At 69.2% G+C, this 17,520-nt stretch carries 18 protein-coding genes; 10 read left to right on the top strand and 8 right to left on the bottom strand.

The annotated features are described in order from the left end of the window. Nucleotides 1-242: 242 nt before the first annotated feature. The 3 genes from ACIGXX_RS26275 (at nucleotide 243) to ACIGXX_RS26265 (ending at nucleotide 2,288) form a co-directional block, all read left to right on the top strand. Nucleotides 243-491: a hypothetical protein gene (locus ACIGXX_RS26275; protein WP_351163713.1), complete on the top strand. Its 249-nt coding sequence runs from the start codon at nucleotides 243-245 to the stop codon at nucleotides 489-491. A 137-nt stretch (nucleotides 492-628) separates the two neighbouring features. Continuing rightward, the gene (locus ACIGXX_RS26270; RefSeq protein ID WP_351163711.1) at nucleotides 629-1,219 is read left to right on the top strand and encodes an N-acetylmuramoyl-L-alanine amidase; all 591 of its coding nucleotides are present in this window, start codon (nucleotides 629-631) and stop codon (nucleotides 1,217-1,219) included. Nucleotides 1,220-1,349: 130 nt separating this feature from the next. Next, nucleotides 1,350-2,288, top strand: a complete 939-nt coding sequence (locus tag ACIGXX_RS26265) for a pyridoxal-phosphate dependent enzyme (protein WP_361464326.1) — start codon at nucleotides 1,350-1,352, stop codon at nucleotides 2,286-2,288. Here the strand turns inward: ACIGXX_RS26265 and ACIGXX_RS26260 are convergent. Beyond that, nucleotides 2,267-3,865, bottom strand: a complete 1,599-nt coding sequence (locus ACIGXX_RS26260) for a Na+/H+ antiporter (RefSeq protein WP_361464328.1) — start codon at nucleotides 3,863-3,865, stop codon at nucleotides 2,267-2,269. The genes ACIGXX_RS26265 and ACIGXX_RS26260 overlap by 22 nt on opposite strands. 46 nt (nucleotides 3,866-3,911) lie before the next feature. On the opposite strand from ACIGXX_RS26260, the gene ACIGXX_RS26255 reads away from it, so the two are divergent. From ACIGXX_RS26255 to ACIGXX_RS26245, 3 genes are all read left to right on the top strand, one after another. After that, nucleotides 3,912-4,172 (top strand): UBP-type zinc finger domain-containing protein, encoded by a 261-nt coding sequence (locus tag ACIGXX_RS26255; RefSeq protein WP_351163704.1) that lies wholly within the window; start codon nucleotides 3,912-3,914, stop codon nucleotides 4,170-4,172. 247 nt (nucleotides 4,173-4,419) lie between these two features. Beyond that, complete coding sequence (locus tag ACIGXX_RS26250; protein WP_030780840.1) at nucleotides 4,420-4,833, top strand: anti-sigma regulatory factor; 414 nt, start codon at nucleotides 4,420-4,422, stop codon at nucleotides 4,831-4,833. Further along, nucleotides 4,830-5,894 carry an RNA polymerase sigma factor SigF gene (locus tag ACIGXX_RS26245; protein WP_351163701.1) on the top strand — a complete coding sequence of 355 codons (1,065 nt, stop codon included), beginning with the start codon at nucleotides 4,830-4,832 and terminating at the stop codon, nucleotides 5,892-5,894. The genes ACIGXX_RS26250 and ACIGXX_RS26245 overlap by 4 nt, the downstream gene beginning before the upstream one ends. A 57-nt stretch (nucleotides 5,895-5,951) precedes the next feature. On the opposite strand, the gene ACIGXX_RS26240 is transcribed toward ACIGXX_RS26245, so the two are convergent. Further along, a complete protein-coding gene (locus ACIGXX_RS26240; RefSeq protein ID WP_351163698.1) occupies nucleotides 5,952-6,404 on the bottom strand; it encodes a hypothetical protein in 453 nt (150 codons plus the stop codon). A gap of 92 nt (nucleotides 6,405-6,496) precedes the next feature. Here ACIGXX_RS26240 and ACIGXX_RS26235 point away from each other — a divergent pair, with 92 nt between their 5' ends. Together ACIGXX_RS26235 and ACIGXX_RS26230 are read left to right on the top strand one after the other, a co-directional pair. Continuing rightward, nucleotides 6,497-7,465 (top strand): diacylglycerol kinase family protein, encoded by a 969-nt coding sequence (locus ACIGXX_RS26235; RefSeq protein WP_361464334.1) that lies wholly within the window; start codon nucleotides 6,497-6,499, stop codon nucleotides 7,463-7,465. A gap of 318 nt (nucleotides 7,466-7,783) precedes the next feature. Next, nucleotides 7,784-8,041 (top strand): WhiB family transcriptional regulator, encoded by a 258-nt coding sequence (locus ACIGXX_RS26230; RefSeq protein ID WP_016639615.1) that lies wholly within the window; start codon nucleotides 7,784-7,786, stop codon nucleotides 8,039-8,041. A gap of 193 nt (nucleotides 8,042-8,234) precedes the next feature. Here ACIGXX_RS26230 and ACIGXX_RS26225 read toward each other — a convergent pair whose 3' ends face one another. After that, nucleotides 8,235-9,701 (bottom strand): PAS domain-containing sensor histidine kinase, encoded by a 1,467-nt coding sequence (locus ACIGXX_RS26225; protein WP_361464533.1) that lies wholly within the window; start codon nucleotides 9,699-9,701, stop codon nucleotides 8,235-8,237. A gap of 325 nt (nucleotides 9,702-10,026) precedes the next feature. Continuing rightward, nucleotides 10,027-10,623 (bottom strand): TetR/AcrR family transcriptional regulator, encoded by a 597-nt coding sequence (locus ACIGXX_RS26220; protein WP_366461236.1) that lies wholly within the window; start codon nucleotides 10,621-10,623, stop codon nucleotides 10,027-10,029. A gap of 92 nt (nucleotides 10,624-10,715) precedes the next feature. Here ACIGXX_RS26220 and ACIGXX_RS26215 point away from each other — a divergent pair, with 92 nt between their 5' ends. Next, a complete protein-coding gene (locus ACIGXX_RS26215) occupies nucleotides 10,716-11,462 on the top strand; it encodes an SDR family oxidoreductase (RefSeq protein ID WP_351163692.1) in 747 nt (248 codons plus the stop codon). A 253-nt stretch (nucleotides 11,463-11,715) separates the two neighbouring features. Continuing rightward, the gene (nagB, locus tag ACIGXX_RS26210; RefSeq protein WP_351163690.1) at nucleotides 11,716-12,501 is read left to right on the top strand and encodes a glucosamine-6-phosphate deaminase; all 786 of its coding nucleotides are present in this window, start codon (nucleotides 11,716-11,718) and stop codon (nucleotides 12,499-12,501) included. Nucleotides 12,502-12,661: 160 nt separating this feature from the next. Here nagB and ACIGXX_RS26205 read toward each other — a convergent pair whose 3' ends face one another. The 4 genes from ACIGXX_RS26205 to ACIGXX_RS26190 all read right to left on the bottom strand — a co-directional run bounded on the left by ACIGXX_RS26205 (nucleotide 12,662) and on the right by ACIGXX_RS26190 (nucleotide 17,370). Beyond that, complete coding sequence (locus ACIGXX_RS26205; protein WP_399979230.1) at nucleotides 12,662-14,155, bottom strand: glycoside hydrolase family 3 protein; 1,494 nt, start codon at nucleotides 14,153-14,155, stop codon at nucleotides 12,662-12,664. 7 nt (nucleotides 14,156-14,162) lie between these two features. Continuing rightward, a complete protein-coding gene (locus ACIGXX_RS26200) occupies nucleotides 14,163-14,969 on the bottom strand; it encodes a carbohydrate ABC transporter permease (protein WP_351164024.1) in 807 nt (268 codons plus the stop codon). 38 nt (nucleotides 14,970-15,007) lie between these two features. Continuing rightward, complete coding sequence (locus ACIGXX_RS26195) at nucleotides 15,008-15,988, bottom strand: sugar ABC transporter permease (RefSeq protein WP_351163686.1); 981 nt, start codon at nucleotides 15,986-15,988, stop codon at nucleotides 15,008-15,010. Between the two features lie 107 nt (nucleotides 15,989-16,095). Beyond that, nucleotides 16,096-17,370 carry an extracellular solute-binding protein gene (locus tag ACIGXX_RS26190; RefSeq protein WP_351163683.1) on the bottom strand — a complete coding sequence of 425 codons (1,275 nt, stop codon included), beginning with the start codon at nucleotides 17,368-17,370 and terminating at the stop codon, nucleotides 16,096-16,098. Nucleotides 17,371-17,520 lie beyond the last annotated feature (150 nt).

The raw sequence follows: 17,520 nt of genomic DNA, 5'->3' as shown, positions 1-17,520 counted from the left end.
GCTATGCCCTCCCGATCAAGCACTGATCTGCGTCGTCAACCCTTCCAGCACGGTGAGTGCCCGCGCCATTACACAAACGAGGGGGAATGGATCACGCGAGACGGGGAACTCACCCGCGTACCAGGAACGGGGGCTCCCGCGGTGGGGAACTCCAAGATCCGTGCAGCCGTTGAACAGGACACAACGACCGGTACTCTCTGCACCGATATGCACCAATCCGCACCAATCCGTAGGAGACGGCAATGGCAGGCTTCCTGGATCGCGCCAAGGAACAGGCGCAGCGCGGACTCACGCAGGGCAAGCAGAAGATCGACGAGGTCCAGGCACAGCGCACGGGCGGCGATCTCCTGAAGAAACTGGGCGCGGCGTACTACGCGCAGCAGCACGGCACGGGAACCCCCCAGGCCACCCAGCAGGCCCTGCAGGCGCTCGAGGCGCACATCGCGACGAACGGCGACGCGTTCCTGCACAGCAGCGACCACCGCGGCTGACCAGATCGGCTCGCACGGTGCCCGAACAGCCACGGAATACATCCGAACGGCTGGTCCGGGCACCGTGGTTCGGGTAGAAGCGGGCTTACAAGACGGTTCGCGGCCGGCGGCCGTCGTGCTCCGCAAAGGAGTCGGCCATGGCCCCACCCATGTCCGCGAGCAGTTTCCTCGACGCGCTCAAGGACGAAGGGGTGACGGTCGTCGAAGTCGGCGACTGGCGTCACCACAACCGCAACCACAAGGGGCCGTGGGGGCCCGTGCACGGCGTGATGATCCACCACACGGTCACATCCGGCAGCGAGCGGACGGTGGAGCTCTGCCGCAAGGGGCATCCCTCACTGCCCGGCCCGCTCTGTCACGGCGTCATCACCAAGGACGGCCGCGTCCACCTCGTCGGGTACGGCCGCGCCAACCACGCGGGCATGGGCGACGACGACGTCCTGCGCGCGGTCATCGCCGAGAAGGCGCTCCCGCCGGACAACGAGGCGAACACCGACGGAAACCGCTACTTCTACGGCTTCGAGTGCGAGAACCTCGGCGACGGCGACGACCCCTGGCCCGACGCACAGCTGGACGCGATCGAACGGGTCTCGGCGGCCATCTGCCGCCACCACGGCTGGACCCAGCGCTCGGTCATCGGCCACCTGGAATGGCAGCCGGGCAAGGTGGATCCCCGCGGCTTCACCATGAAGACCATGCGGGAGCGCATCGAAGAACGCCTCAAGTAGACCGGTGACAGCCCCGGTCGAGCACGCCTCGGTCGAGCACGCCCTGGCCAGGCCCGCCCCGGCCAGGAGCGCCCTCGGGCCGGCAGATCGCGGCCGTGCCCGCCGGCCCGGTGCCGGGCAGAATGGCGGGGTGAGCACCACCCCGCCGACCACCCCGCGCCCCCGGCTCCCGTCCCCGCTCCAAGAGCTCCGGGACGACCGGTTCGCGCGGCACGGCGTCACCCTCACCCTCAAGCGGGACGACCTGATCCACCCGGATCTGCCGGGCAACAAGTACCGCAAGCTCTCACTGAACCTGGATGCCGCCGTCGCAGCGGGCCACGAGGCCCTGCTGACCTTCGGCGGCGCCTACTCCAACCACCTCAGGGCGACCGCCGCGGCGGGCCGCCTCCTCGGCATGGACACCATCGGCGTCGTCCGCGGCGACGAACTGGCCGAGCGCCCCCTGAACCCGTCGCTGACGCAATGCGCGGCCGACGGAATGCGCCTGCACTTCATCGACCGCTCGACGTACCGCAGGAAGACCGACCCGGAGGTCCTGGCCGCCCTCCTGCGCGCGACCGGCGCCGAAAACCCCTACGTCATCCCCGAAGGGGGCAGCAACTCCCTGGCCGTACAGGGCTGCACGGCCCTGGGCCAGGAACTGCGCGGCCGCACCCACACGGCGGCCGTGGCCTGCGGCACCGGCGGCACCCTCGCCGGAATGGCCGCGGGCCTGGCCCCGGGCCAGCACGCACTGGGCATACCCGTGCTCAAGGGCGGCTTCCTCGGCCCCGAGATACAGGCGCTGCAACAGCGGGCCTTCGGCGCCCCCACGGCCAACTGGCACCTGGACGAGCGCTTCCACTTCGGCGGCTACGCCCGCACGCCTCCTGAACTCACCGCGTTCGCAAACGACTTCGAGGACCGGCACGGCCTCCCCGTGGAGCGCGTCTACGTGGCCAAGCTCCTCTACGCGCTGACGGCCCTCTCCGAAGAGGGCGGGTTTCCCCCCGGCACCGAGGTCACGGCGGTGATCACCGCCGTGGACCCGGCGGCCCCGCCGGCTCAGTCCTCGACCTCCCGATAGGCCGCCGCCTCCTCCAGGTCCAGCTTCCGCAGCAGCGTCCGCATCATCTCGTCGTCGATGCGGCGCTCGTCCCGCATCGTCACGAACACCTCGCGCTCCGCGGCGATCGCCTCCCGGGCGAGCCTGCGGTAGGTGTCGTCCACGGATTCCCCCGTCACCGGGTTGGCCTGACCGAGCCGCTCCCACACGGAGTTGCGCCGCCGCTCCAGGACCGTGCGCAGGCGGTCCTGGAGGGGCTGCGGGAGGCGATTGCGCTCATCCTCCATGAGTTCGTCCACCCGGCGCTCCGCGGCCTGCGAGGCGGCGTTCTGCGCCTGCGCCTCCGCGAGCGTCTCCGCCTGGGTGTCACGCCCCGGCAGCTTCAGGACCCGGATCAGCCACGGCAGCGAGAGCCCTTGCACGACCAACGTGCCGATCACCGTGGTGAAGGTCAGGAACAGGACCAGGTTGCGCGCGGGGAAGGGCTCCCCGTCGTCCATGACGAGCGGGATCGAGAAGGCGATCGCCAGCGACACCACGCCGCGCATCCCGGCCCAGCTGACGATCAGCGGCCGCCGCCAGTCCATGTCGCTCTCGCGCTCCTTGATGCGCGTCGACAGGATCCGCGGCAGGTAGGTGGCCGGGTACGACCACACGAAGCGCGCGAGCACCACGAAGAAGAAGACCCCCAGGGCGTACCCGGCCGCCTGCATGCCGCTGTACTCGCCGAGCCCCTCGATCACGAGCGGCAACTGGAGGCCGATGAGCGCGAAGACCGCCGACTCCAGGATGAACGCGACCACCTTCCACACGGCGGCCTCCTGGAGCCGCGTCTCGAAGTCGACCTCCCAGGCGCGGTGCCCCAGGAAGAGAGCGACGACGACCACGGCCAGCACTCCGGAGGCACCGACCTGCTCGGCGGCCGCGTACGCGACGAAGGGGATCAGCAAGGAGAGGGTGTTCTGCAGCATCGCCTCCTTCAGGTGCCGGCGCAGCCAGTGGAGCGGCACCATGAGGATCAGTCCGACGCCGACCCCGCCGACCGCGGCCACCAGGAACTCCCAGATCCCGCCCGCCCAGCTCGCGCCCTCGCCGACCGCCGCCGCCAGGGCGACCTTGTAGGCGGTGATCGCCGTCGCGTCGTTCACCAGCGACTCGCCCTGCAGGATCGTGGTGATCCGCGGCGGCAGCCCCACCTTCCGCGCGATGGCCGTGGCCGCCACCGCGTCCGGCGGCGCGATCACCGCGCCGAGCACCAGCGCCGCGGTCAGCGGCAGATCGGGGATCAGCAGATAGGCGAGCCAGCCGACGGCGACGGTGGCGAACAGGGTGTACCCGACCGACAGCAGCGCCACGGGTCTGATGTTGGCGCGCAGATCGAGGTACGAGCTCTCCAGGGCCGCGGTGTGCAGCAGGGGCGGCAGGATCAGCGGCAGCACGATGTGCGGGTCCAGGTGGTAGTCCGGGACCCCGGGCACGTACGCGGCGACGAGCCCCACCGCGACGAGCAGCAGCGGTGCGGGCACCGGCGTCCAGCGAGCGGCTCCGGCCACCGCGGCACTCGCCGCGATCAGCGCCACCAGGGGCAATACGTCCATCGGTCAGGTCCTCCGCGCCGCGCGTTCCCGTCGTAACCTGGCAATCATGAACGAGTGCCCGCATGTCGCAGCGCTGCCTGACCCCGAGCCCGCGCCGCTGAGCGAGACCTGCACGGAGTGCCTCGCGGTCGGCAGTCACCCGGTGCAACTGCGGCTCTGCCTGGACTGCGGGCATGTGGGCTGCTGCGACTCCTCGCCCTTCCGGCACGCGACGGCCCACTTCAAGGACACCGGACACGCGGTCATGAGGACCTTCGAACCGGGCGAGAGCTGGCGTTGGTGCTTCGTGGACGGTTCGATCGTCTGAGGCCTGGGTACGTCAACCCGACGCCCGTACTCTCCAATTGGGACCGTGAGACCCCTAGCCACTCTCCGTACCCTTAGGCTTACTATGAGTGACAGCAACGGAGCGGGGTCCCCGGGACACGGAACTGGGGAGCGCGGTAGCGTCACCGCATAACTACGTGGTGCGTTACCCGTGTGACGCAGTCCGGACCGCCGCTGGACGGCGGACCTGGAGCCCCGAAAGTGCTTGTACCACCTTGGAGGTGAGGGTGTCCCAGATCGCAGGCGAGCCCGGAAATCAGGACTTCGTCGAGGTCCGCCTTCCGGCTGCGGGTGCCTACCTGTCGGTGCTGCGTACGGCCACGGCCGGCCTCGCGGCGCGTTTGGACTTCACTCTCGACGAGATCGAGGACCTCCGCATCGCGGTCGACGAGGCCTGCGCGATCCTGCTCCAGCAGGCCGTGCCCGGTTCGGTGCTCAGCTGCGTCTTCCGCCTCGTCGACGACTCCCTGGAGGTGACCGTCTCGGCGCCGACCACCGACGGCCGGGCCCCGGAGCGGGACACCTTCGCCTGGACTGTGCTGTCCGCCCTCGCGGGTCAGGTCGACTCCACCGTGGCCGAGGACAACACCGTCTCGATCAGCCTCTACAAGAAGCGCGGCGCGGGACCCGGGCCGGCGTGAGGGACGGGGAGGGGCCGGTGCGGGAGGAAGAGCGCGGCACACGAGGTCTGCCCGGTGGTCGGGGAGGTACACCGACGAGGGGGCGCGAGGCTCCGGTGGAGCCGGCCCTCACGGGCATCCCCGAGCAGCAGGCCAGGCCGCACCCGGAGGACTCGGAGCAGCCGGGTCCGTCGACTGTGGCTGATGCGTCGGAGCAGGCAGAGCCGACCGCCCAGGAGGAGCGCGCCAAGCCCTCCGCCCGGGGCGGCGCGCAACGGGCGGGATACATGAGCGAACACGGTGAGCAGCAGCACACCCGGCACAATCCGCAGGACCGCAGCGGTGCACGCGCGATGTTCATCGAGCTGCGCGAGCTGGAGGGCGGCAGCCCCGAGTACGCGGAGCTGCGCAACAAGCTGGTCCGCATGCACCTGCCGCTCGTCGAGCACCTGGCCCGCCGCTTCCGCAACCGCGGCGAGCCCCTTGACGACCTGACGCAGGTCGCCACCATCGGCCTGATCAAGTCGGTTGACCGCTTCGACCCGGAGCGCGGCGTGGAGTTCTCCACGTACGCGACACCCACGGTCGTCGGCGAGATCAAGCGCCACTTCCGCGACAAGGGCTGGGCCGTCCGCGTCCCGCGGCGCCTCCAGGAGCTCAGGCTCGCCCTGACCACGGCGACCGCCGAGCTGTCCCAGTTGCACGGCCGCTCGCCCACGGTGCACGAGCTCGCCCAGAAGCTGGCCATCTCCGAAGAGGAGGTCCTGGAGGGCCTGGAGTCGGCCAACGCGTACTCCACGCTGTCCCTGGACGTCCCGGACACGGACGACGAGTCCCCGGCGGTCGCGGACACCCTGGGCTCGGAGGACGAGGCCCTGGAGGGCGTCGAGTACAGGGAGTCGCTCAAGCCGCTCCTGGAAGACCTCCCACCGCGCGAGAAGCGCATCCTGCTGCTGCGGTTCTTCGGCAACATGACGCAGTCGCAGATCGCACAGGAAGTCGGCATCTCCCAGATGCACGTCTCCCGGCTCCTCGCCCGCACACTCGCGCAGCTGCGCGAGAAGCTCCTCGTCGAGGAGTGACGAAGGAGCAGGCCGCCCCTCCGGGTCTGCTCCTTCGGGACGTCTCGTACGGGACGGCTACTTCACGTCGTCCTGTACGTTCCCCGGGCCCCTGATGCCGAGGGCCTCGGTCGTGGCGGGATTGACCAGCAGGACGAGCGCGGCCACCGCGACCACCGCGAGCGCGATGCCCGCCGGGATGGCCATGCTGTCGGCCTGCAGCAGCTGCCAGGCCACCGGAAGCGCCATGATCTGCGTGATGATGGCGGGCCCCCGGCTCCAGCCGCGGCGCAGCAGCAGACCGCGGGCGGCGAGCAGGGGCAGGAGCGCGAGGACGATCAGCGTGACGCCGCCCGTCGTGGCCTGTTCCGGGTTGTCGGGGTCACCCGCGAGGCCCATCACGAGCATGTAGACACCGGCGGCGATGAGTGCGACGCCCTCCAGCGCGGCAAGGGCCGCGGCGGCCGTCAGACGTCCGGGACGCGGGCCTGGTTCCGGGGCTTCGGGGGTGGGTTTCCGCTCAGTACTCACCCTTGCAGGGTAGCTGTGCGTGTCCGCGCTCCGGGCCCCGGTCCGCACCCTCGGTCTAGGCCGGGTAAAGACCGCTAGGTACTCTGCTTCGCATGCGTGCACTCCTTGTGGTCAACCCAGCGGCAACCACCACCAGCGCGCGCACGCGTGACGTACTGATCCACGCGCTGGCGAGCGAGATGAAACTCGAGGCGGTCACCACCGAGTACCGTGGCCACGCCCGCGACCTCGGCAGACAGGCCGCGGAGAGCAAGGACATCGAGCTGGTCGTCGCCCTCGGCGGGGACGGCACGGTCAACGAGGTCGTCAACGGCCTGCTGCACAACGGACCCGCCCCCGAGCGGCTGCCCCGCCTCGCGGTCGTGCCCGGCGGCTCCACCAATGTCTTCGCGCGCGCCCTCGGTCTGCCCAACGACGCCGTGGAGGCGACCGGCGCGCTGCTCGACGCGCTGCGTGAGGGAAGCGAACGCACAGTGAGCCTCGGACAGGTGTCCGGCACCCCCGGCACCGAGGACGAAGCCGTCCCCGCCCGCTGGTTCACGTTCGCCGCCGGATTCGGTTTCGACGCCGGAGTGGTGGGCCGGGTCGAACAGCAGAGGGAGCGCGGGAAGCGGTCCACCCATGCGCTGTATTTGCGCCAGGTGTTCCGTCAGTTCCTCGACGAGCCGCACCGCAGGCACGGAATGATCACGCTGGAACGGGCCGGCGAGGACCCGGTGACCGACCTCGTGCTCTCCATAGTCTGCAACACCTCTCCCTACACCTACCTGGGCAATCGCCCGATGTACGCGTCACCGCAGGCCTCCTTCGACACGGGCCTGGACGTGCTCGGACTGAAGAAGCTCTCCACCACCGCGGTGGCCCGTTACGGGACTCAGCTCCTGACGTCGACGCCCGATCGCGGACCCCACGGCAAGCACGCGGTTACGCTCCATGACCTCACCGACTTCACCTTGCATTCGAAGGTGCCGCTCCCCCTTCAGATGGACGGTGACCACTTGGGGCTGCGGACGAGCGTGACGTTCACAGGCGTACGCCGTGCACTGCGTGTGATTGTGTGAGTAGAAGGGCCCAAAGTCCTTTCACTCGAACGTTTAGGCCAGGGTCCACCCCATGGAAGTACGGCTGTGACCCAGCCGACACTGAGGAATCAAAAAAAACTTGCCGGAAGGGGTTGTATCCGCCGCCGAGGTTTGCGAATCTCTACATGGCGATCGGGACGGCCCGCAACATCGGCCCCACAGAAAGCCAGAACCCCCTCCTCAACGCATAGGACATCGTCGCGTTTGTGACGAAAGTCCCTTCCGTCGTCGAGGGATTCGTGAAAGCGTTCACATTCACAAGCAACCTGCATGTAATACCAAGGAGAGGTAGCAGCCATGGACTGGCGTCACAACGCCGTTTGCCGCGAGGAAGACCCCGAGCTCTTCTTCCCCATCGGCAACACCGGTCCTGCGCTGCTGCAGATCGAGGAAGCCAAGGCCGTCTGCCGCCGCTGCCCCGTCATGGAGCAGTGCCTGCAGTGGGCGCTCGAGTCCGGCCAGGACTCCGGCGTCTGGGGTGGCCTCAGCGAGGACGAGCGCCGCGCAATGAAGCGCCGCGCCGCTCGCAACCGTGCACGCCAGGCCAGCGCCTGACGGTCACGCCCCCTACGAGCCTGAGCCCGGCGGCGCGTACAGCGAGTACGCATCTCCCGCCCCCGAGCCGCAGCCGCGCAGTACCCCCGATGCGCAACGCAACGTGAGCAGTGAGCCCCGGACCACTTCGGTCCGGGGCTCACTGCTTTCCGTATGCGTATGCCGCGCGGCTCCGATTGCCGTACGGCGCGCCCTACTTGTCGCCGCGCACCGGGATGTCGAGGACGACCTGCGTGCCGCGCTCCGGTGCCCGCACCATGTCGAACGTGCCGCCCATCTCGCCCTCCACCAGGGTGCGGACGATCTGCAGGCCGAGATTGCCCGAGCGGTGCGGGTCGAAGCCGTCGGGCAGACCGACGCCGTCGTCCTGGACGGTGATGAGGAGACGGCCGTCCTTGCTGGTGCCGCCGCGTACGGCCGAGACCTCGACCGTGCCGGTGTCGCCTTCCTGGAAGCCGTGTTCCAGGGCGTTCTGCAGAACTTCCGTGAGGACCATCGAGAGCGGGGTCGCGACCTCGGCGTCCAGGATGCCGAAGCGTCCGGTGCGCCGGCCGGTGACCTTGCCGGGCGAGATCTCCGCCACCATCGCGAGGACGCGGTCGGCGATCTCGTCGAACTCCACGCGCTCGTCCAGGTTCTGGGAGAGCGTCTCGTGCACGATGGCGATGGAGCCCACGCGGCGTACGGCCTCTTCGAGTGCCTCGCGGCCGGTGGCGGAGTCGATGCGGCGCGCCTGGAGACGGAGGAGCGCGGCGACCGTCTGCAGGTTGTTCTTCACCCGGTGGTGGATCTCCCGGATGGTCGCGTCCTTGGTGATCAACTCCCGCTCTCGACGGCGCAGTTCGGTGACGTCGCGCAGGAGTACGAGCGAGCCGATGCGCGGGCCCTTCGGCTTGAGCGGGATCGCGCGGAGCTGGATCACCCCGTCGCCGCCCTCGATCTCGAACTCGCGGGGCGCCCAGCCGCTGGCGACCTTGCTGAGCGCCTCGTCCACCGGACCGCGGGACGGGGCGAGTTCGGCGGTCGCCGTGCCGAGGTGGTGACCGACCAGGTCGGCGGCGAGGCCGAGGCGGTGGTAGGCGGAGAGTGCGTTCGGTGACGCGTACTGGACGATGCCGTCGGCGTCGAGGCGGAGCAGACCGTCGCCCACGCGCGGGGAGGCATCCATGTCGACCTGCTGGCCGGGGAACGGGAAGGACCCGGCGGCGATCATCTGGGCCAGGTCGGACGCCGACTGGAGGTAGGTCAGCTCCAGGCGCGAGGGAGTACGCACCGTGAGCAGGTTCGTGTTGCGCGCGATGACACCCAGGACGCGCCCTTCCCTGCGTACGGGGATGGACTCGACCCGCACCGGCACCTCTTCGCGCCACTCGGGGTCGCCCTCGCGCACGATGCGGCCCTCGTCCAGGGCGGCGTCGAGCAGCGGGCGGCGGCCTCGTGGGACGAGGTGGCCGACCATGTCGTCCTGGTAGGAGGTGGGGCCGGTGTTGGGCCGCATCTGCGCCACGGAGACGTAGCGGGTGCCGTCGCGGGTGGGAACCCACAGCACGAGGTCGGCGAAGGAGAGGTCGGAGAGCAGTTGCCACTCCGAGACCAGCAGATGGAGCCACTCGAGATCGGAGTCACCGAGAGCGGTGTGCTGGCGTACGAGGTCGTTCATGGAGGGCACGTGTGCGAGCGTACCTGGCACGTCCGGCGGGTCCGCTCCGGGAGATTCCCGACGAGCCGCGGCGCCAGGGCGGGACCCTCAACCCACCCACGGCACCGCAGCCCTTCAGGAACACGACCACCGGAATGTGCGGTACCGGACAGCCGATCGGAGGATCCGACACGGTCAGGGCAGAGAGTGCCGGTTCCTCGGTCCGCTCTCCTGTGCGGGAAGAGCGGATGCTTTACCAACGCATTGTGGACTAGACCATTAACCTGTGTCTACGCGTCGGCAGATGTTTGTTGTTGTCTCTTCTCTCATTTGTCGCCCAGCGGACTTATACCCCGGGCCACGCCCGCATGGCCAGCTCGGCGACCGATTCCAGCTCCTGACGGGTCGCGCCGTCGCGGGACTGCTGGGACATGCCCTGGAGCACGGCGCCGGTGTAGCGCGCCAGGGCGGGGGCGTCCGTCTCCGGGGGGAGCTCGCCCGTGGCGACGGCCGCCCTGATGCGGCTCTCGATGTCCTTGATGTTGGCGTTGCGCCGGTCGCGCAGGCCGGCCTCGACCTCCGGCGTCGCGCAGTTCGTCGCGGCGTAGATGACGAGGCAGCCGCGGGGGTGCCCGGCTTCCGTGTACTTGACCGCGGCTTCGTGCAGCATCCGCGCGACTCCGTCACGGACGGTCGACGCCTGCGCGAAGGCGCGCTCGCCGATGGAGCCGTGCGTCTGCCCGTACAGGACCACGACCTCCTCGAACAGTGACTGCTTGTCACCGAAGGCCGCGTACATGCTGGGGGCACCGATGCCCATGGCCCGGGTGAGGTCCGTGACCGAGGTCGCCTCGTATCCCTGCTCCCAGAAGGTGCTCAGGGCCTTCTCCAGTGCGGTCTCCCGGTCGAAGGAGCGGGGACGCCCGCGCTGTTTCGTCGCCATGGAGTGAATTGTATAGCGGACGCTAGAAAAACGTCCCGGGGTCGGCTACGGTTCTTTCTGTAGCGACCACTAGAGAAATAGGGGGCGGCTCCATGAGCACGCTTGCGGGGAAGACGGCACTGGTCACGGGCGGCAGCCGCGGCATCGGGCGGGGTATCGCCGAGCGACTCGGGCGGGACGGCGCGCGGGTCGCCGTGCATTACGGCAGCAATGAGACGGCGGCGAAGGAGACGGTCGCGACGATCGAGGCCGAGGGAGGCTCCGCCTTCGCCTTCGGCACGGAGCTGGGCGTCCCCGGCGACGCCGACGCCCTGTGGACCGAGTTCGACCGGCACGCCGACGGCCTGGACATCCTCGTCAACAACGCGGGGATCGGGCTCTACAGCCAGGTGGGAGAGGTTCAGGAAGCGGATTACGACCGGGTGTTCGCGGTCAATGTGAAGGCACCGTTCTTCATCATCCAGAAGGGCCTGGACCGGCTGCGCGACGGCGGCCGGATCATCAACATCTCCTCGGGCGTCACCCGCATCGCCTTCCCCATCACGATCGGGTACTCGATGACGAAGGGCGCGCTGAACGTCCTGACGCACACCCTGGCGCAGGACCTGGGCCCGCGCGGAATCACGGTCAACGCGGTGGCGCCGGGGATCATCGAGACGGAGATGATGGACGGGATTCCCGAGCAGCAGCGCGCCGGCATGGCCGGTTACTCGACCTTCGACCGCATAGGCCGGCCCGCGGACGTGGCGGACATCGTCACCTTCGTCGCCTCGGACGATGCCCGATGGATCACCGGTCAGTACATCGACGCGACGGGAGGGTCGGCGCTGGGGGTGTGAGGGCGTGCGGGGGCGTGCGGGGGCGAAGCCGCCGCGCGGGGGCTTGCTCGACGGGCGGGGGCGGACTGGAGAGCCCAGCATGGAATGCGGGCGGGTGACGCGGGCCGGCATCCCGGGCGCGGAACGCGGGAACCGAAGCCCGGGAACCTGGGCTCTGACGGGCCAGCTCTGCTAGATTGGTCTATACCACATAGTCCCCCGTGGGTCCTCTCTCCAGACCCGTGAGTCCCCTCTCCAGATCGGCAGGCCCAGCGTGGAAGTTGTCATCGTCCCGGACGCCAAGGCAGGCGGCGAGCTCATCGCGGAGGCCATGGCCGCCTTGGTGCGCCGTAAGCCTGACGCCCTGCTCGGTGTCGCCACCGGATCCACCCCGCTGCCCATCTACGAAGCCCTGGCCGCCAAGGTCGGCTCCGGCGAAGTGGATGCGTCGCGGGCGCGGATCTGCCAGCTCGACGAGTACGTGGGGCTGCCCGCCGGGCACCCCGAGTCCTACCGCTCCGTGGTGCTGCGTGAGGTCGTCGAGCCGCTGGGGCTCAGCGAGAAGTCCTTCATGGGGCCCGACGGCAGCGCGCAGGACGTGCAGGCGGCCTGCGAGGCGTACGACCAGGAGCTCGCGGCGGCCGGCGGCGTGGACCTCCAGCTGCTCGGCATCGGCACGGACGGGCACATCGGGTTCAACGAACCGTGTTCCTCGCTCGCCTCGCGCACGCGGATCAAGACGCTGACGGAGCAGACCCGGGTGGACAACGCGCGGTTCTTCGACGGAGACATCGAGCAGGTGCCGCATCACGTGATCACGCAGGGCATCGGGACGATCCTGGAGGCCCGGCACCTGGTGCTGCTCGCCACGGGTGAGGGCAAGGCCGATGCGGTGGCCGCGACGGTGGAGGGGCCGGTGGCCGCGGTGGTTCCGGCCTCGGCCCTGCAGTTGCACCGGCATGCGACGGTCGTCGTGGACGAGGCCGCCGCGTCCAAGCTGAAGCTCGGGGAGTACTTCCGGGCCACGTTCGCGGCGAAGCCGGCCTGGCAAGGGCTTTGAGCTGGCCCCTGGGCCTTGGGTGTGAAGGTGCCGGGGCGCCCCCTTCTGGGGGCGCCCCGGCACCTTTTGTCGCGGCCAGATTTGCTTGCGGTCTCACCTGCGGGTGCGTGGGGGGCTTGGCGCGCAGTTGCCCGCGCCCCTGACGGGGCTCGCCGCGCCCCTACGCGCCCGTCATCACCTCTGCCGCCGCCAGGCCGCAGACCCTTGCCGCTCCGTGGGTGGCGATGTGCAGGGCGCCCGTCGGGGGTGACTGGGGGACGCCCATCTCGATCACGATCGTGTCGGGGCGGGCGGTCAGGAGCGTGTTCAGGGACTCCGTCATCCACGCGTGGCGGTGGGCGTCGCGGACGACGGCCACGATCCGCCGCTCCCCCGCCTCGGCCAGCGCCAGCGCACCCGCGTCCGCTCCCGTGAAGCTGCCCGTCTCCGTGCCGGGGAGCAGGCGTTCCAGCTCCGCGGCCACGCCCCACGGGGTCTCGTCGCCCACCGCGATGTTGGCCATCGGCGTGAGGGCGGCGACGTACGGAGCCTCGGTGAGCGGGGCGGCGTACGACTCGCCCCGGGTGACCGTCAGGGCGCGGCGGGCCGCGACCAGGCCGATCTCGGTGCCGGGCGCGCCCCCCGAACGGTCGGCCGCGCCCGGCATCGAGGTCCAGTGGGCCAGCGCCCGCACGCGCGTGGCCGCGTCGGCGAGCCGCTCCTCGGAGAGCTCGCCCGTGCGGACGGCACCGACCAGCGCGTCGCGCAGCCGCAGCACCGTCTCGTCGTCCGCGAGGCCGCCGCCCACGCAGATCGCGTCGGCGCCCGCGGCGATGGCGAGCACGCTGCCGCGCTCGATGCCGTACGTGGCGGAGATGGCCTGCATCTCCATGCCGTCCGTGACGATGAGGCCGTCGAAGCCGAGTTCCTCGCGCAGGATGCCCGTCAGGATGCGGCGCGAGAGCGTCGCCGGGTACTCCGCGTCCAGGGACGGCACCAGGATGTGCGCGCTCATCACCGCACGCGTGCCCGCGGCGATCGCGGCACGGAACGGCGCGAGGTCACGCGCCCGCAGCACCTCGGGGTCCACCCCGATGCGCGGCACGTCATGGTGCGAGTCGACCGCGGTGTCGCCGTGCCCCGGGAAGTGCTTGGTGCAGGCGGCGACGCCCGCGGACTGCAGCCCCTCGACGTACGCGGCGGTGTGCCGGGCCACCAGGAGCGGGTCCGCGCCGAAGGACCGTACGCCGATGACGGGGTTGTCCGGGTTGGAGTTGACGTCGGCGGACGGCGCCCAGTTGAGGTTGACGCCGCACGCGGCGAGCCGGCGGCCCAGCTCGGCCGCCACGTCACGGGTCAGGGCCGTGTCGTCGACCGCGCCGAGGGCGTGGTTGCCCGGGAAGGAGGAGCCGGAGCGGACCTCCAGGCGGGTCACGTCACCGCCCTCCTCGTCGATGGCGACCAGGACGTCGTCGCGCTCGGCACGCAACTGTGCCGTCAGCGCGGCCAGTTGTTCGGGCGATGCGATGTTGCGGCCGAACAGGCCGACCGATGCGAGGCCCTCACCGATCCTGCGGAGCAGCCAGTCCGGCGCGCTGGTCCCGACGAAGCCGGGCTGCAGGACGGTCAGGGCGTCGCGGGTCAGGGTGTCGGTGGGGCGGGTGAGTGTCGTCATATGGCAGTTATCCCTTCACGGCACCGTCGGTCAGACCGCTGACGGCCCTGCGCTGCAGGAAGACGAAGAGGACCAGGATCGGGATGGCGAAGAGCGAGGCGGCGGCCATGGTGGCGCCCCAGTCGTCGCCGAAGGCGGTCTGGAAGCCGGAGAGCCACACCGGCAGCGTCTTGGCCTCCGCCTCCTTGTTGAGGACAAGGACGAGCGGGAATTCGTTCCAGGCGGTGATGAATCCGAAGAGCGAGGTTGACATCAGACCCGGCGCGAGCAGCGGAAGGATGACTCGGCGGAACGCCTGCATCCGCGAACAGCCGTCCACCATCGCCGACTCCTCCAGCTCACGCGGCACCGCGGCGACGAAGCCGCGCAGCGTCAGGAGCGTGAAGGGCAGGATCATCACCATGTAGAAGAGCGTGAGCGGAACCAGGCTGTTCAGCATGTCGGCGTCGCGCACGATGATGTAGATCGCGATGACCATGACTTCCCAGGGCGCCATCTGGGCCAGCATGAAGCCGATGACGAAACCCTTGCGGCCCTTGAACCGCATCCGGGCGAGCGCGAACGCCGACGCGAGGCCGATGATCAGCGAGAAGAGCACGGCGAGCACCGTGACGGTGAGGGAGTTGCCCACCATCGTCCAGAAGTGGTCGGCGTTCACGGCCGTCTTGAAGTGCTCGAACGTCGCCTCGGTCGGGAACCACACCGGGTCCTCGCTGATGATGTCGCCGGTCGGCTTGAAGGCCGTGGCGAACATCCAGTACACCGGGAATACGAAGCCGATGAAGAGTACGACCGCGACCGCGTTGGGCCAGATGCGGCGGACCTTGGACGACCACGACGATGCGGTGCCGTTCACAGCTCGTCCTCCCCTTGCTTGAGCACGATCCGCAGGTAGAAGGAGGTCAGGACCAGCAGGATGACGATGGTGAGCAGCGCGATCGCCGCACCCATGCCGAAGTGCTGGTTGCCCATGCCCTCGATGTAGGCGTAGACGGGCAGGATCTCGGTGAGCCGGTCGGGGCCGCCCTCGTTGAGCGCGAAGACCTGCGCGAACGCCTTGAAGACCCAGATGATCTCCAGGAACGTCGTCGCGAGGAGGAAGGGCTTCAGGTACGGCATCGTGACGTTCGTGAACCGCTTCCACGCGCCGGCGCCGTCCAGTGACGCGGCTTCGTAGAGCTCCTTGGGGATCGTCGTCGTCGCGGCGTACAGGTTGATCGCCACGAACGGGATCGACTGCCAGACGATCAGGACGATGACCACGAAGAAGGTGGAGTACTGGCTGCCCATCCAGTCGTACTCGGCCATCGAGTGCCAGCCGGCCTTGTCCAGGACCCAGTTGACGACGCCGAAGCGCGTCGCGAACAGCCACTGGTAGACGGTCGTCGACGCGATGATCGGCATCGCCCAGGCGAGCACGAGCCCGACCAGGAGCAGTACGCGCATCCGCTTGCCGAGCCGTGCGAGCAGCAGGCCCACCAGGGTGCCGAGCAGCATGATCAGTACGACGTTGACCGCGGTGAACGCGATCGAGCGGCCGGTGACCCGCCAGAAGTCCTCGCCGGTGAGGACCTCCTTGAAGTTGTCGATCCCGTTCCACTCCGTGAGGTGCAGGATGAACTGCCTCATGTTGAGGTTCTGGAACGACAGCATCCCGTTGTTGACCAGCGGCCAGCCGAGGAACACCAGGGTGGCCGCGACCGCGGGGAGCAGTAGCAGGTAGGGGGCGAGCGACCGGGCCCGCTCGCGGGGCTTGCCGGGATCAGCCGGCCGTCCGTCCGTTTTCACGACGTCCGTCGGGCCGGAGGGCGGCCGTTCGGTCTGCACGGTCATGCTCGCCATCTCTTTCGTGGGCATCGCGGAACGCAGCGCTGTGCCGGGGCAGCGGGCCCGGGGGCGAAAGTCACCCCGGGCCCGAAGTCCCCGGCAGGAGCGCGTCCTTACTGCTTCTGCGACAGGCGCTTGTTGAACTCGCCCTCGACCTGCTTGGCGGCGTCGGCGTTCGACTTACCGTTCAGCACCGCGGTCATGTAGTTCTTGATCGGGTTCGGCGGGTTCTCCACCGCGGCCCACTCCGGGATCAGCGGCGTGGTGCCACCGCCGGCGGTGGCGGGGGCCATGGCCTCGGCGGCCGGGTTGCCCTTGAGCTGGGCCTCCAGGGCCTGCTTGTTCGGGATGACGCCGCCTTCCTTGGCGAGCGAGCCCTCGAACTTGTCGTTCAGCGCGATCTTCAGGAACTCCTTGGCGAGCTCCTGCTTCTTGCTGGTCGCGGCGACGGCGAGGTTCGAGCCGCCGAGGAAGACGCCCTCGGGCTTGGCCGCGGTGGCGCCGGGGATCGTGAAGTAGCCGATGTCCTTCTCGATCTTCGGGTTGGCCTTGATCGCGGTCGCGGCCTCCCAGCTCATGCCGATGAAGGCGCCGGTCTTGCCCTTGGCGAAGACCTCGGCCTGCTGCGGGGTGGCCTCGTCCTTGTTCTTGGGGGCCTTGGAGAGGTCCGCGAACTCCTTGTACGTCTTCATGGCCTTGGCGACCTTGGGGTCGTTCAGGTTGGAGACGTACTTGTCGCCGTCCTTCTTGACCAGCTCGGCGCCCTCACCGATGGTCAGGCCGACGAAGTGGTACCAGTTCTGGCCCGGCAGGTAGATCGGCTCGGCGTCCGTCTTGGACTCGATCGCCTTGAGGTTCTTGAGGAACTCGGCGCGGGTCTTGGGCGTCTCCTTGATCCCGGCGTCGGCCCAGACCTTCTTGTTGTAGATCACGACGCGGTTCAGGACGAACCACGGGGCGGCGTACTGCTTGCCGTCCACGACCGAGGACTTATTGATCGACTCGGTCCAGTCGGCGCCGAGCCCTTCCTTGAGGTCGCCGAGCTCGGCGAGGCCGCCGGTCTTGGCGTACGCGGCCGTCTGGGTGTTGCCGATCTCGAAGACGTCCGGCGGGTTCTCCTCGGAGAGGGCCGTGGTCAGCTTCTGCTGGATGCCGTTCCACTGCTGGACCTCGAGGTTCAGCTTGGCGCCGGTCTTCTTCTCGAAGGCCGCCTTGACGTCCTTGGTCCAGCCGTCGGGCGTGGAACCGTCCATCGCCCAGAGCGTCAGGGTCTCCCCCTTGAAGCCGTCCGCCCCGGCGTTCTTGTCGTCCTTGTCGTCGCTGCCACAGGCCGCGATCGAGACCAACATGCCCGCGACACCGATGGCCGCTATGAGCTTGCGCTTCACGTCACCCTCCTCAAGGGATGCCAGTCAACCCCCCACCCGCAGCGACCAAATGGACCGAGATCTGCCCGTGGGACTGGAACCTGGTCTTTAATGGTGTAGACCAGTACGGGGAGCTTGGCCTAGACCTTTAGGGGTGTCAAGGGTGTATAA

The organism is Streptomyces sp. NPDC055243 (assembly GCF_044544025.1).
Classification (GTDB): domain Bacteria; phylum Actinomycetota; class Actinomycetes; order Streptomycetales; family Streptomycetaceae; genus Streptomyces.
The sequence above is the reverse complement of the archived record's forward strand: the minus strand, read 5'-3'. Positions and strand labels throughout refer to the sequence as shown.

Bases quoted from the DNA above. Each gene is read 5' to 3' on its own strand.
- ACIGXX_RS26215 (WP_351163692.1), top strand. From the start codon at position 10,716: ATGAGCACGCTTGCGGGGAAGACGGCACTGGTCACGGGCGGCAGCCGC.
- ACIGXX_RS26230 (WP_016639615.1), top strand. From the start codon at position 7,784: ATGGACTGGCGTCACAACGCCGTTTGCCGCGAGGAAGACCCCGAGCTC.
- ACIGXX_RS26270 (WP_351163711.1), top strand. From the start codon at position 629: ATGGCCCCACCCATGTCCGCGAGCAGTTTCCTCGACGCGCTCAAGGAC.
- ACIGXX_RS26195 (WP_351163686.1), bottom strand. From the start codon at position 15,988: ATGACCGTGCAGACCGAACGGCCGCCCTCCGGCCCGACGGACGTCGTG.
- ACIGXX_RS26260 (WP_361464328.1), bottom strand. From the start codon at position 3,865: ATGGACGTATTGCCCCTGGTGGCGCTGATCGCGGCGAGTGCCGCGGTG.
- ACIGXX_RS26235 (WP_361464334.1), top strand. From the start codon at position 6,497: ATGCGTGCACTCCTTGTGGTCAACCCAGCGGCAACCACCACCAGCGCG.
- ACIGXX_RS26220 (WP_366461236.1), bottom strand. From the start codon at position 10,623: ATGGCGACGAAACAGCGCGGGCGTCCCCGCTCCTTCGACCGGGAGACC.
- ACIGXX_RS26225 (WP_361464533.1), bottom strand. From the start codon at position 9,701: ATGAACGACCTCGTACGCCAGCACACCGCTCTCGGTGACTCCGATCTC.
- ACIGXX_RS26205 (WP_399979230.1), bottom strand. From the start codon at position 14,155: ATGACGACACTCACCCGCCCCACCGACACCCTGACCCGCGACGCCCTG.
- ACIGXX_RS26255 (WP_351163704.1), top strand. From the start codon at position 3,912: ATGAACGAGTGCCCGCATGTCGCAGCGCTGCCTGACCCCGAGCCCGCG.
- ACIGXX_RS26275 (WP_351163713.1), top strand. From the start codon at position 243: ATGGCAGGCTTCCTGGATCGCGCCAAGGAACAGGCGCAGCGCGGACTC.